The sequence below is a fragment of the Hymenobacter polaris genome, from assembly GCF_012927305.1.
Taxonomy (GTDB): Bacteria; Bacteroidota; Bacteroidia; order Cytophagales; family Hymenobacteraceae; genus Hymenobacter; species Hymenobacter polaris.
In genome coordinates this window covers 328909-343868 of sequence record NZ_JABBGH010000002.1, presented here as the reverse complement: position 1 = coordinate 343868, position 14960 = coordinate 328909, and the positions used below count along the sequence as shown (strand labels likewise).

At 61.7% G+C, this 14960-nt stretch carries 7 protein-coding genes; 3 read left to right on the top strand and 4 right to left on the bottom strand.

The features are described 5' to 3' along the window. Window positions 1-6 precede the first annotated feature (6 nt). From HHL22_RS11845 to HHL22_RS11830, 4 genes are read right to left on the bottom strand one after another with little or no spacing between them, the layout of a single operon-like run. Window positions 7-603 (bottom strand): hypothetical protein, encoded by a 597-nt coding sequence (locus HHL22_RS11845; protein WP_169531515.1) that lies wholly within the window; start codon window positions 601-603, stop codon window positions 7-9. After that, the gene (locus HHL22_RS11840) at window positions 600-1217 is read right to left on the bottom strand and encodes a hypothetical protein (RefSeq protein ID WP_169531513.1); all 618 of its coding nucleotides are present in this window, start codon (window positions 1215-1217) and stop codon (window positions 600-602) included. The genes HHL22_RS11845 and HHL22_RS11840 overlap by 4 nt, the downstream gene beginning before the upstream one ends. Then, window positions 1214-1498, bottom strand: coding sequence for a MerR family transcriptional regulator (locus HHL22_RS11835; protein ID WP_169531512.1), 285 nt, complete (start codon window positions 1496-1498; stop codon window positions 1214-1216). The genes HHL22_RS11840 and HHL22_RS11835 overlap by 4 nt, the downstream gene beginning before the upstream one ends. A 2-nt stretch (window positions 1499-1500) precedes the next feature. Then, complete coding sequence (locus HHL22_RS11830; RefSeq protein WP_169531510.1) at window positions 1501-1767, bottom strand: hypothetical protein; 267 nt, start codon at window positions 1765-1767, stop codon at window positions 1501-1503. Between the two features lie 100 nt (window positions 1768-1867). Between HHL22_RS11830 and HHL22_RS11825 the strand changes: the two genes are divergently transcribed. The 3 genes from HHL22_RS11825 to HHL22_RS11815 all read left to right on the top strand — a co-directional run bounded on the left by HHL22_RS11825 (window position 1868) and on the right by HHL22_RS11815 (window position 14798). Then, window positions 1868-2788, top strand: coding sequence for a S24 family peptidase (locus HHL22_RS11825; RefSeq protein ID WP_169531509.1), 921 nt, complete (start codon window positions 1868-1870; stop codon window positions 2786-2788). A 709-nt stretch (window positions 2789-3497) separates the two neighbouring features. After that, window positions 3498-4568 carry a S66 family peptidase gene (locus tag HHL22_RS11820; protein ID WP_169531507.1) on the top strand — a complete coding sequence of 357 codons (1071 nt, stop codon included), beginning with the start codon at window positions 3498-3500 and terminating at the stop codon, window positions 4566-4568. A gap of 1236 nt (window positions 4569-5804) precedes the next feature. Beyond that, a complete protein-coding gene (locus HHL22_RS11815) occupies window positions 5805-14798 on the top strand; it encodes a PA14 domain-containing protein (RefSeq protein ID WP_169531505.1) in 8994 nt (2997 codons plus the stop codon). Window positions 14799-14960 lie beyond the last annotated feature (162 nt).

The following is a 14960-nucleotide window of genomic DNA, read 5'->3' as shown; positions in this document are numbered from 1 at the left end:
GCATTGCTAGGCGGCGGTGAGTTGCGGGGCAGCGGCGGGAGCCTCGGCCGTGAACAGGGGGAGCTGGCGGCCGGTGGCGCTGGCCTTGCCGCGCAGGGCGGCCTCGACCTCGTGCAGCACTCCCTGCATGGCGGCTTCAAGCTGGCCGGGGTAGGCGTAGGTAGCGTGCTCGTCCTCGAAGGCGGTGTAGGGGCTGGTCAGGTTCAGCACCTGGCCGCCGGCCAGCTCGCGTTGGCCCACCAGCGTCACGCCGGCCTGGCCCCGGCCTAGGGAGAAGCCGGTAACGGAGTAGGCGGCGAAGTGGGCGGGCAGGGCGAGCGCGTCGCCGTCGGCGGTGGGAGCCACGTCGTCGGGCCAGTAGTCGGGGGTTTCGGTCAGCTGCTCGGTGAACAGGCAGAGGTGGGGCACGAGGTGGGCCAGGGCGCGCAGCAGGTCGGGGTGCACCGGCTCGGTGCCCTGCATGGTGAAAGTGCGCGGGGCGGCCTGCGCGTCGTGCTGCTCGCTAAATTCGGCGTAGAGCAGGCCGTTCTTGAGTTTAGCCTTGGTGACGGTGAGCAGGGACGTGTCGGCTTCCGGGCCGACGTGAGCGAGTTGCTGATTCATGGGCGGTGGTGGGTGAGGAAGACGGCGGCCGAGAAGCCGCGGGGCGTGAGGCTGCGGATATTGGCGCGGTTCTTCGAGCCGGGCACCTTGTCCACCATTGACCCCTGGGCGGGGAAGACGGGGCGCTTCTCCGGCATCTGGAAACCATGGCCGGTCCAGAGGCAGGTGCGCTTGGTGTAGGCCTCGGCGTGGGGGTCGGGCAGGTAGCCGGCGTACTCGCAGGGGTCGAACTGCTGGTCCGGCTCGCGCCAGTAGTGGCGCAGCTGGCCGCGGGGATTCTCGATGAAGTAGGGCGCACCGAGCTTTTCGCAGAGGTCGGCCGCCGCGCCCACCAGGTCGAGGGCGGCGGCCAGCGCCCGCAGGCCCTTGACGCGGAACAGGTGCGCCCCGGCGTTGCTCAGGTCGGTGCAGGGCGGAAAGGCGGCTATGAAGGCCACGGGGCCGGGCGGCGGGACGAAGCGGCGCACGTCGCCGCCGACCAGGCACACGTTGCCGGCCCAGGTTTCGCCGGGCGGGTGCTGCACGTCCACGCAGTAGCAGGTGTAGCCGGCGGCGGCCCACGGCTCCACGAAGCGGCCGGAGTGGTCGAAGAGGGAAAGCACGACCTGGCTCATGCAGCTTGGCGGTGATAGCGGCGGGGGTAGCGGTCGAGGGCGGACGGGCGGAAGCCCCAGTCCTTCTCGTTGAGGCGCACGCCCTGAAGCTTGCCGGCGCGGCGGGCACGCAGTAGGGCACTTACCGAGAGGCCGATGCGGGCGGCGGCTTCTGCCGTGGGCATCGGCTCGTCGGCGACGGGGGGCGGGGTGGCGCGGGCCTGCTCGGCGGCTTCGAGCTTTTCGAGGCGGGCTGTGAACTGCCGCCACTCCGTTTCGGGAATGAGGACGACGTGCTGCATGGCTACGCGGCGAGGGCTTGGCGGCGGGCGGTGCTGGAATCCTTCTTGCTGCGCTCGGCCTCGATGGCATCGAGCAGGGCGGCCTCAATGGTGGCGTTGTTGGTGCCGTTGCGGTTGATGGTGGTGTACACTGCCGACTTGCTGAACGTGTGGCCACGCTGTTCGAGCAGCTTCAGCGCGTCGTTGATGACGTTGGTGCGCCGGCCGAGTCCCCGGATAAGCTGGTGCAGCGTAGGGGTAGGCGCTTCTTTATTATTCGCTTGTTGCATCTTATTACGCGCTGTTATACCTTTGTGTACAACAGTAGCGCAAGCAACGCAATTTTTTACATTTTTTAGCAAAATGTACGCTAAAAATTAGCGCCCTAATATGCAAGCCACTGAACAACAATCTGAAAAAACCGTGCTGCCGGGTTCGTCGCGAGACACGGGCGGGCGTATCAAGCAATTGCTTGACCATTATACTCTGAGTACCTACCAGGCCAACGAGAAGCTGGGTTACGGGCGTAGCTCCAAGCTCTACAAGCTGCTCAACAATGAGGTGCGGCCGGGTTACGACACGCTGGTGGAAATTCTGGCAGCATTCCCGGAGGTATCGTCTACCTGGCTGCTGACGGGGGCCGGGCCGATGCTGACCGCTGGGACGGACGAGCAAGCTGGCCAGCTGAAGCTGGTGCCGTTTGGCCGCGAAGAGGCGCGGCCGGTGCTGCTGGGGCGGCTGGGGGCGGGCAGCCAGGAGCAGCTGCTGACGGTAGGCCTGGACGGGGAGTTGAACACAATGCTGGTGCCCGTGAACGCGCAGGCCGGCTACGGCCTGCAGCACAACGAGCCGGTGTACGCGCAGCAGATGCGGCAGTACCGGCTGCCGGGCTTCGAGCGCGGCACCTACCGGGCCTTCGAGGTGAACGGCGACAGTATGGAGCCGACGCTGCACGGCCGCGACATCGTGGTGGCCTCGCTGGTGAGCGAGCTACGGCTGCTGGAACCGGGCGAGGTGTACGTGGTGGTCACGGCCGAGAACGTGCTGCTCAAGCGCATCAACCACCGGCTGCGGGCCACCGACGACGAGGTAACGCTGTACTCGGACAACCCGCACCGCAAGCCCTTCGGGCTGGAAACCCGCGACATCATTCAGCTCTGGCAGGTGCAGGGCTTTCTGTCATCGCGCATCCCCAGTGCCCCCGACGTGACGGTGGAGCGGCTCTGGGGCGTAATTGAGGCCCTAGGACTGGATAAAAGCGAAATCAGGCGGCATCTGGAAGGAAACGCTGCCTCTGACGCTACCCCTTGATACGAAGCGGCCGGCTGCTTGCGAGCAACTGGCTGATTACATAGAGTTTACCGAGCGTACCGCTTGGGAAGTTGGGCCACCGTAGTTGGCTCATACTTACCCTCCCGGCATACCCGGAAAACTGCCCGCTCGCGCTGCGAAGGCCGTTTTCCGGGTTTTTTGCGTCTGGGGAAATCGGCTCTCCTGGGTGCGTATTACCCGAATGGCAGGAGGCCCGCACGCCAGCATCGTCCCCTCTTCTGGGATAATTCAACTCACCTGCAGCGCCGTAAACAGCATCTGCTCGTGTTTTACCCGTCCAGCGCGGTTAGCCAGCAGAAATGGCTTTCCCAGATTGGCCGCTCGCCAAGCATCAACTGCCTCAGGGCAATCAACTTGACCCTAACAATTGGGGGCGACACGCGCAGGCTATCGTGCCCGATACCGGGGGCACTGCCCTACTGTGGCTTGAGTTTAGCCCGTGACCAGCGAGCGAGTTCAAGCAGCAGCGCAATAGCTACCAGATTAACACTAAGCGCTAGCAGCTTGCTGGTTTATTTATAGTGGCCGCTTGGGCGGGCAATACCGTGCTATAGGTGGCGCAGGCCGGTGGCAGTCGTAAAAATCAGCACGAATAGTACGCGCGTCCCGACGCGGCTGCGGCTGTCTGCCCTCCCCTGGGGCTATGGGAGGGCGGGCGCACCGCAGTCTCAGTATCTTCTGAATTACCTTGCCTTACAACGAGTTCGAACGGTGCCAAATGCATCCTTTTCTTGTCCTTCCGAAGCTTTCGCGCGGCGACCAGGTGGCCGTTATTTCTCCCTCGGCCGGCTTGCCGGGCTTGTTTCCGTGGGTACAGGAGTTGGGCCTGCGGCGCTTGCGCGAAGTCTTTGCGCTAGAGCCGGTCGAATATCCGACTACGCGCCGGCTGAACGCACCCTTGGAAGCCCGCGCACGGGATGTGCTGGCCGCGTTTGCCAACCCGGCCCACAAAGCGGTTTTTGCCTCCATTGGAGGAACGGACCAACTCCGATTGCTGAAGTATCTGGACCCGGCCGTCTTTCTAGCCCATCCAAAGCCTTTTTTTGGTTTCAGCGACAGTACCCACCTGCACCTGTTTCTCTGGAATTTAGGTATTCCCTCCTATTACGGCGGCGCGGTGATGACCCAACTGGCCATGCCGGGGCACATGCACGACTTTACCGTGCAGTCCCTGACCAATGCCCTCTTTCACGCGGGAGAGGTAGAAATAGCGGCGGCCGCGGGCTACACGGATGAAGCCAGCGACTGGGCCAATTCTGCCACCTGGCAAGCGGAGCGCCGGCTGGATGCCAACGAAGGGTGGCACTGGGATGGCACGGCCGATGGGGCGGGCCGGCTGTGGGGTGGCTGCGTAGAATCCTTGCTAGCCCAGGTAGCGGCCGAAAAATACCTGCCCAGCACGGCGGCCCTGGCAGGCAGCGTGCTGTATCTGGAAACATCCGAAAGCATGCCGCCGCCCTGGGTAGTCGCCTACTTGCTGATAGGCCTGGGCGAACGCGGCTGGCTGAATCACTTTCAAGCCATTCTAGTCGGGCGGCCGAAAGCGTGGGACTTTGCGCAGCCGCTTACCAAGGCGCAGAAAGCGGTCTATTGCCAGCAGCAGCGGGAAACCGTGGTGAAAACGGTTCGCGCTTACAATGCGCACATCCCCATCGTGCAAAACATAGACTTCGGCCATACCGACCCGCAGCTAATGCTCCCAAGCGGCCAGGTGGCCCGCGTGCTGGGAAGTGAGCACCGCATTTTCCTTACTTATTAATAGCCTCTTGCAGCAATTGCTGAGCAGAGTCCTGCTGATGGCACGCGGCTTAGTGCAACAAGTACGGCGTGGTGTAGCGCGGGGCCTATCCTAGGGGCTGCCAGGTTTTCTCGATGCAGTAAACCCGGTCCGATACTAGCAGAAGAACCCACTCACACGGGGCGTACCCGATTGCGGCAGCCGGCAAGCGCTGGCAAATGGCCGTGGCCGCGTCGGGCATGAGCAAGGGGAGGTCGTGGCGCCTAGCTGCCGACCAGTGAAGCACCGTGCCGGCTACTGCACTTAACCTAGCCAACTACTGGCAGCTTACCAGGCAAGCCGGTAGCTTACTCGGCTATATAGCCATTGGCGAAAGATTGATTTCATAAATAAATTTTTTTTATGATTATTCTAATAAAATATAACAATTATTAAAAGCATATTAATGAATTTTTGTTACTAGATAAAAAAACTTATTATATATTTTACTGTATTTCAGATTATTAATAATAATATAATCTTCAGATTAAAATCCATCTGGTCATTTTTACGCGTAATAGAAATAATACTTAATCGTGAAAACATCTAGTACCTTTCGTTCTACAAACCTTTAAATAATCACCTTAATTGACACGATAATAATCTTTTTACAAGAATATTTTACTGCTATTCACCATGGTCCAGCGGGAGCTATTAGCTGGCTTATGGTCAATATTTTGCGCTACCAGCGCGCAGCTTATTCATTCCACTGCCCTCCAGCTATGTTTTTACCTACTACCGCAGCGCATACGGCCCTAGGGCTAGCCAGCGCCGCGAGAAGCCAGCTGCTGGCTTGAATGGTACTAATCGCCTTTTTAATATCCATTTATACTTTTTCCTAACATTCCCTTACCCTTTATGAGACTACAACGATTACTCTTATTGCTAGTCGCCTGGACTGCGCTAGGCAGGGCCATAGCTTGGGCAGCTTCTGCCGAACCAAAGGCTCGGCGCGTGCCACTAGAGGTTCGTCCGCAGGCTAAAGCACTGCGCACGGTACGGCATCCTCAAGGAGCCCGCGCGGTGCGCATGGCTACGGCCGTTGCGCCCTGCGCAAACCCAGGTAAAGATGGTAGCCCTACCTCACTAACAGGCGTGGTAAACACCTACTTTGCCGGTACGGCTAATGCAGGCGCTGGCACTTCTAGCATCACCGTTGGCGCTTCGGGCGGAGCCAACACAGCAGTGGCTGTTGGCGATTTACTTCTGGTGATTCAGATGCAGGGAGTTGATTTCAATTCCAACAATACCAATGCCTACGGAGCTGGTAGCACTACGGGCAACGGCTACAGCGCCAGCGGCAATTTTTATGCGGGCAACTACGAGTATGTGGTGGCTAATAGTGCCTTAGCCACCAATACGGCTGGCACCATTAGCATTACTTCTACGCTAGTAAACAGCTATTATGCGGCAGCGGCCACCACAGCCGCCGGCCGTCGCTCCTTTCAGGTAGTCCGCATTCCGCAGTACAACAACGTAACGCTGGGCGGGCAAGTAAATGCGCTGGCCTGGGATGGCGACAAAGGAGGCATCCTGGCAATGGATGTGGCTGGCACGCTGACTCTAAATGGTCAGGTGCTGAACGCAGCGGGCCTAGGCTTCCGCGGGGGTGGAGGCAAGCTTTACACGGGGGGAACCGGCTTAAGCAATACAGACTATCGGACTTCCAACGCCCAAGCAGCTAACGGGGCTAAAGGTGAAGGTATAGCGGGTACTCCGCGCTATACCCTAGCAATGCAAACGCTTACTACCGCTACTACCGCTACCGACAATTCGACCAAAGTATCGGCTTTCGGCAATCCAGCAGTCACGAATGGCTACCCCAACGGTGATAATGGCCGCGGAGCACCAGGCAACGCCGGCGGGGGCGGCACCGACGATGTTCCCAACGCGGGTAACGGGAGCAACAGTAATGGCCTCAACGTGGGGGGCGCCGGTGGCGGCAATGGCGGCACTGGTGGCCTAGGCGGTTGGCCCCGCACTAATGGCACTTCCATTAATACTAACAATCAAGCTGTTAGTGGCGCTACCTTTGCGCAGGCTACTACGTCTCGCCTAGTAATGGGCGGCGGCGGCGGCGCAGGCAGCAACAACAACGGCGATGGGGGCGGAGCCCAAAACGGCACGGGTGCCTACAGCAGCGGCGCGGCTGGCGGTGGCCTTATTTTGGTGCGTACGGGCAGCGTAAGTGGCACGGGCACGGCCAACGCATCGGGGGCAGCGGGTATCTTGCTGGACGCTAGTGGCACGGGCAGCAACGACGGCGCGGGCGGCGGCGGGGCGGGCGGCACGGTCCTCTTCACGGCAAACACGGCGGCTGGCTTAGCTAACCTGACCGTTTTGGCTACCGGCGGGGTCGGCGGCAGCAACAAAGACGCGAACGACGTAGCCCACGGCCCTGGCGGCGGCGGCGGCGGCGGCATCATTTTTACCAACGGGAGCATTAATGCCGCCTCGTCGGTGGCCGGGGGCGCACCAGGCACCACCACCACCAATGACAAATACACTGGCACTGCCTACGGGGCTACGCAAGGCAGCGCGGGGGTGATGACCACAAACAGCAGCACGAGCATTGACAACAGCATTGCGGGGGCCGACTGCTTAATCGCCGATGTGGTGACGACGCTTTCAACTACCCAGACGTCGGCAGTGGCGGGAAGTAGTGTCACCTACACGGCCACCGTGCAAAACAACGGCCCTGGTAATTCTTCGGGCGTGGCCCCGCAGGTGCAGCTACCCGCTGGTCTCACGGCGGCGGCTTTTACGTCGCTGCCCACCGGTGCCAGCTACAACAACAACACGGGGGTGCTGACCCTACCTACCACGACTTCGCTAGCTTATGGCGCGGCTAACCGCCTGACCTACAACTTCACGTTTACGGCGCCTAACTACACGACGACCATCACCGGTACAGCCTCTTCTACGGCTACGACAACCGACCCTACGGCCGCCAATAATAATGGCTCGGCGAGCAACGCCAGCGTGCAAACGGTGATAACCCTGCCGAACAATAGTTGCGCTGGTATTGCCTACCCCGGCGCGGGTGGTAGCGGCCTGTCTGCCGACTATTATAACAATTACTTTGCGGGGGACCTGACATTCTTCAACACCAGAACACCAGGTTTGACGCGCACGGATGGAAACATAAATTTTCCTAACAATAACAGCTGGGGCAGCATCTCCCCCCCCGTTACGCAAGGCACCAGCGACAACCCCGATTACTTCAGCGCGCGCTACCGGGGCAGCATCAACATCGCAGCTGCTGGCAGCTACACCTTTTACTTGACTTCGGATGATGATTCTTACCTGTGGCTTGATACGGGAACGGGTAACGCTACCGCAAGCAATGCGACCATAAATAACGGTGGCGCACACGGTGCCACTACCAAGCAAACGACCATCACGCTGACTGCCGGCTTGCACGATATTCTACTATATTACGGCGATCAGCAGGGCGATAACAGCCTGATTCTTCAATATTCGGGTGGACCTAATAACCTAGCTCAGCAAGTAGTACCTAACTCGATACTCTGCCCGACTAGCACCGTCGATTTGGCTACCATCATCAACGGGCCAACTGCGGCGGCAGTAGGCCAAACAGTTGTATACCAGGCCACAACTACCAACAACGGGGTTGCCAGCGCAACTAGCGTTGTCACTACCATTACGCTGGCCAACAAGCCAGCCGCCAGCACCGTGACCGTGACCGGGGGCAGCTATGATGCTACCACGGGCATTGTGACGTTCACCAATGGTGCCTTGGCCGCCGGCGCGTCAGTGGTCAATACGGTGAGCTTCGTGGCGCAGGCTTCGCCCACCACAGCTACTGGCCAGGCTGCCAGCACTACCAACTCGGCCGATGCCAATACCAACAACAACAATGGTTCGGCGACGAATGCCAACGTAACCACTACTGTTTCGCCCACCGGCGCGGCCGGCACGCCCGCGCCCTGCGCCACGGCGGGCAAAGACGGCTCGCCCACGGTGTCAGTTAACCCGAATGCCTACTACCCCAGCACAGCTAGCCAGACGCTAGCCGTCGGGGCTACCAGCATTGCGGTAGGTACCGCTACGGGAACTGCCACAAACATCACGGCCGGCGACTTGCTACTAGTTATCCAGATGCAAGGCGCCGATATTGACGCTACCAACACTGACAGCTACGGCGACGGCATGGCCGGCGGCGGCGCTAGCGGCAACCTAACGACCAATTTCACGGCTGGCACCTACGAATACGTGGTGGCTACTAACACCGTAACCGCGGCTAGTGGGGGCACCATTAATCTAGCTTCGGGCCTTAAAAACGGCTATACCAATGCGGCAGCTACTGCTACTACGGGCCAGCGCACCTTCCAAGTCATTCGGGTGCCTCAGTACACCAACCTGACCCTAGGGGCCAACCTGACGGCTACTACTTGGAACGGCAGTTCGGGCGGCATTATCGTGCTCGACGTAGCCGGCCAGCTTAATATGGCCGGCTTCACCATCGATGCCTCGGGCGCGGGCTTCCGCGGTGGCGCGGGGCGCAAGCTTACGGGGATTGGCGGCACTGCTGCGGGGTTTGCTACCTCGGATTATCGTACCTCAGCCGCTTCAAACGTCAATGGCACTAAAGGTGAAGGAACTGCAGGCACACCGCGTTACGTCAATAATAACGGTGTTCTTTTAGATACGCGCTCAAGCACAAACGGCTTACCCACTACCCTAAACGACGGCTATCCTAACGGCGATAACGGCCGCGGTGCACCGGGCACCGCGGGCGGAGGCGGCACTGATGGCGAGCCCATTCGAAATCAATACAACAGCGGCGGCGGCGGCGGGGCCAATGGCGGCGCTGGTGGCCGGGGTGGCGACTCCTTTAGAAATGCGTTAGCTGTCGGCGGCGAGCCTGGCACTGCTTTTCCAGCGGCTAGCACTAGCCGTTTAGTATTGGGTGGTGGTGGCGGCTCAGGCACTACCAACGATGGCACCGGCAACGCCGCCGCCGATGGCTTCGCCAGCAGCGGTGCAGCGGGTGGCGGCATCATTATCGTGCGCACGGGTACCATTACCGGCACCGGCACCATCACGGCCAACGGTGCCAGCGCCCTCAATGGCACTACGACGACGACCTCGGTACAACAAGATGGCGGCGGCGGCGGCGGAGCCGGGGGCTCCATTCTTATCACGGCTGCTACTCCCAGCGGCTTGAGCAACTTGACTCTTAATGCATTGGGAGGCATGGGTGGCCGAACCAACCCAAATAATGCGGGCAATGCCAGCGGCCACGGCCCTGGTGGCGGCGGCGGCGGCGGGGTGATTTTGACTAACGGTGCCGTTGCCGGCTCACCGACGACGGCTGGTACCAACGGCCTTACTTATGCTAATGGCAGCACGACCGGTGTAGCCTTTGGCGCAGCTGCCGGCCTAAACGGCTTGAGCAACACCAGCGTGAGCCCCAGCATCGCCAACAGCGCAGCGGGTGCCAACTGCGTAGCCGACGTGGCCACGGTTATTACGGCCCCCACCAACCCGGTGGCAGCTGGCCAAACGGCGACTCTCAACGTGGCCTTTACCAACAACGGCCCCCTAGCCGCGGCCAACGTGACGCGGCAAGTGCAGCTACCGGCTGGCCTGGCCAGCGTGGTCATTAAAGACGCTGCTGGCAACGTTATCACCGGGGCGGCCTACAACGCTACGACTGGCCTGGTAACTTATCCCGCAGTGGCTTCGCTGGCTAGCGGCGACAACTCCGCCAGCTCGGTTATCACCTTCACGGCTCCGGCCAGCGGTCCGGTAGCGGCTAAATCGACTATTGGCACGGACACACCCGAAGCCATTACGGCCAACAATACCAGCACCTTCTCGCTAAATGTATCGCCGGTGGCCGACGTAACGACGACCCTCGCCGGACCCATAGCCCTAAATGCGGGCCAGCCCTCGGGCACCTTCACGGCTACCTACACCAACTACGGCCCTTCGGTGGCCAGCACCGTTACGCAGCAGGTGACCATTCCGGCCGGCGCCACCAACGTGCTGGTGAACGGCGTGGCCTACACCCCGACCAACAACGTGATTGACTTTGGCACGGCGGCTACCCTGGCCAGCGGCGCCACCAATACGTTCACCTACAGCTTCACTGCCCCCACCACTACGGGCTCGGTGACGCAAACCAGCAACGTGACCACGACCACTAGCGAAGGCAGCGGCACGGGTACCTACGCCAATGCGGCAAACTTCACTTCGACCATCGGAACCATTACGGACGTATCGACCACCATCACGGCGGCCAACGCCTCGGTAGCCACCGGCCAGACGGGCTCGTTCAGCGTAACGTTCAGCAACGCGGGTCCTAGCCCGGCAACCAGCCCCACTCTGCAGGTGCAGCTGCCGGCCGGCCTGAGCGGCGTGACGATAACGGGCACCAGCGCCGGCACCACGGGCAGCTACAACGCGACCACGGGCCTTGTTACCTACACCTACGGCACGGCGGGCACCGCCCTGCCAAGCGGCACCAATATCGCCTCCACCATCAACTTTACGGTGCCCGCCACGGGCTCGGTAACGGCGGCGGCCACCATTGCCACGGCCACTAGCGAGCTGGGCCGCACCAGCAACAATGCCGACAAGGCCACCATCACGGCCACGCCCGGCGCCGACGTAGCCATCGTCATCAGCGGCCCGGCCTCGACGGTAGCCGGCACCATGACCACCTACAGCGTGGTAACGACCAACAACGGCCCCTCGCCGGCTACCACCGTGGCCCAAACGGTGCAGCTGCCCACGGGCCTCACCAACGTGTTCGTCTCGAACGGCGGCACCTACAACTCGACCTCGGGGGTAGTGACCTTCCCGAGCCTGGGCACCCTGGCAAACGGAGGCGTGGTGAACAGCACCATCAGCTTCGTAGCACCCAGCAGCAACATCACGGCCACGGCCAATGTGAGCGCGGCTACCACCGACGCTGTGACGACGAACAACAGTTCGACGGCTACGACCACCGTGGCGACCCCGGCCACTAACAACCCCACCGCCAACGTGTACACGACCATCACGACCCCGAGCGGCAACGTGGCGCCGGGTAGTGCCGTGGCCTTCACGGTGGTGGCCGGCAACGCCGGCCCGAACGCCGCCGCGGCGGTAGTAGAGCGCGTGTCGCTGCCTACGGGCCTGACGGGCGTGACGATTACCGATGCGAGCGGCAATGCCGTGAGCGGAGCCAGCTACAGCAGCACGACGGGCGTAGTCACCTTCCCATCAATTACCTCGCTGGCCAGCGGCAGCGCTAATACCTACGTGGTGACGGTAACCGCCCCGGCTTCGGGCCTGGTGGCAGCTACCGCCAGCATTGCGGCCACAACCAACGACCCGGTGGTGGCTGACAATATGGCCACCATCGACGTAACGGTGAACGCACCCGGCGACGTAGCCACCACCCTGACTGGCCCCACCGAAGTGGGCGCGGGCCAGGCTGTGACCTACACCGTAACGACGACCAACAACGGGCTGGTTCCGGCTGCCAACGTGGTGCAAACCGTCACGATTCCGGCGCGTCTAGCTAGCGTTACGCTCTCGGGCGGCGGCACCTACGACGCCAGCACGGGCCTGGTAACCTTCCCCGCCATCACCAGTCAGGCGGCCGGCAACTCGGTGGTCAACACCATCCAGTACGCGGCCCCGGCCGCAGCCACGCTGGTCAACGTTGCCTCGGTAGCGTCGGCCTCGCCCGACAACGTGCGCACCAACAACCGCTCGGCGGTCACAACTATCGTTGACCCCATCTCGGATGTGACCGTAGCCATCAGCGGTCCCAGCACCATCGTGCAGGGCAACCAGATAGACTATGCTATTGTGACCACTAACAACGGGCCTTCAAACGCTACCAACGTGGTTACCCGAGTACAGCTGCCGCCCGGCCTAGGGGCGATTACGCTTTCTAATCCAACTCAGTCTAACTATGACAACGCAACGGGTATCGTAACCTTTCCCACTATCGCCAGCCAATTGCCAGGCTCGGCGGGCACCGTTACGAACATTATCCGCTTCATAGCCCCCAGCAACCTGAGCCAGATTAATGCTACGGCTACCGTGAGCGAAGCTGCCACGGCTGAGGAGTCGAACTACACGAACAACACGGCCAGCATTATCACTGCGGAAACCGCGCCGACGACTATTCGGACCGACCTGTCAACGAATATTACCGCCTCGCCCAACCCACCCACGGCCGGCCAGTCGGTTAAGTTTACAGTGACAACGACCAACGCCAACTCAAGCACGGGCACGGCTACCGGGGTGGTGCAGCGCGTGGCCCTAGAAGCCGGCCTCACGATTAATTCCATTACCAATGGCGGCACCTACGACCCGGTAACGGGCGTGGTCACCTTCCCGGCTATTTCGCTGACGGCGGGCACTACGCAAACCAACACCATCGACGTAGTGGCGTCGGGCACTACCCCGCTGCAAGTGCGCGCGCTGGTAACCGGCGACCAGTCGGACCCCGACTTAACCAACAACACGCGGTTCCTGAACCTGACGGTGACGCCTACGGCCGACGTGGCCACGGCCGTGAGCGGCCCCACCACAGTAGCCGTCGGCGACGCGGTAACCTACTCGGTACTGACGATTAACAACGGCCCCTCGCCGGCTGCCTCGGTAGCCCAGACGGTGACGATTCCGACCGGCCTGGCCAGCGGGAGCGTGACCATTACGGGCGGCGGCACCTACGACGCCAGTACGGGAGTAGTGACCTTCCCCGTCATCACGAGCGAAGCTCCCGGCTCGGGAGGCCAGGTGATGAACACGATTAGCTTCACCGCCCCGAGCACGACCTACGCCGTAGTGGGCAACGTATCGACCACTACCGCCGAGCCCGCTACCCCTGGCACGGCCAACAACACCTCGACGGTGAACGTGGTCCCCGGCAACCTGGCCCCCGTGGCCAACGCGGTGGTGAACGCCCTGCAAACGCCTGAAGGCAATACCGCCGGGCCGCTGCTGATTTCGCCGCTGAGCGCCACCGATGCTAATGGCGCCAGCGACATCAAATCGTACACGCTCACCTCAATTCCGGATGCTACTAAGCAAGGGGTGCTGTCGCTCAATGGCACCGCACTAGCTGTTGGCTCAATTATTCAGGCGGCCGACGCGGCTAACCTCCGGTTTGACCCGGTAGATAACTTCGTAGGCAACGCTTTCTTCGGCTACACGGCCACCGACAACGCGGGTGCGGTATCGGCTGCTCCGGCGCTGTACACCATCCCGGTGGGCGTGGACCTGAGCAGTACTTATGCCACGTATAACGCCAGCAAGGGCGGGGCTACCCCCTACGCCACGGGCGACGTGCTGGCCCAGCTGACGGACCTGAATATGGCGCGCTACAGCAGCAACGGGCTGCTCTTTGATGCCACCACGGGTGCGCAGCTGACCGGCACCAGCAATGGCCTGGCTACCACTGGCACCAATGCCGTGCTGACCGCGGGAACGCTGCCCGCCGGCGTGAGCCTGGATGCCGCCACCGGTCGCATCTACGTCAGCGACCGTGCCAAGCTGGTGAATAATCCAACGGCCCGCTCCTACTCCTTGACGGTGCAGACCACCGACCTGAACGGCGGCACCAACACGGTACCGGTCACCATCACCCTAGGGGCCTACCCGCTGCCGGTGGAGCTGGTGCAGTTCGAGGCCCAGGCCGTGCTGAACCGCGACGCCCAGCTCAGCTGGACCACCGCCTCGGAGCTCAACAACGCTCGCTTCGTGGTGGAGCGCAGCCTCGACGGAGTAAGCTTCACCCCAGTGGGCCAGCTGGCCGGCCAGGGCTCCACGGCCAGGGCCACCAGCTACGCCTTCACCGACGCCGGCATCGGGCCCAAAGTGGCCAGCGGCCAGCCCGTCTACTACCGCCTGCAGCAGGTCGACCAGGACGGCACGGTGCACTACTCGCCCGTGCGCTCGGTCAGCTTTACGAAGTCGGCGGCCCTGGCCCTGACGCTCTACCCCAACCCGGCCAGCGCGGCCACGGGCCTGGACTTGAGCGCCCTGCCGTCCACCGGCACCTACCAGGTGCTGCTGCTCGACGCCACCGGCCGCCAGGTGCGCCAGCTGACCCTAGGCGGCGGGCTGGTGCAGCACTTGGAGCTGAGTGACCTGGCCACCGGCACCTACCAGGTGCTGGTTAGCGGCCAGCGGCCCGACGGCTCGGTGCTGCGCCAGGTGCTGCGCCTCATCAAGGAGTAAACAAGCAAGCCCCTAGGGCCCTCCTGGCTAGTAAAAGCCCCCCGCTTCTCTGAAGCGGGGGGCTTTTTGGTGTACAGCGCCCACGCTCGGCAGCGACGAAGCCGAAGAATGATAAAATACAATTATTAATAAACAAATTAACATGAATTATAATATGACTTT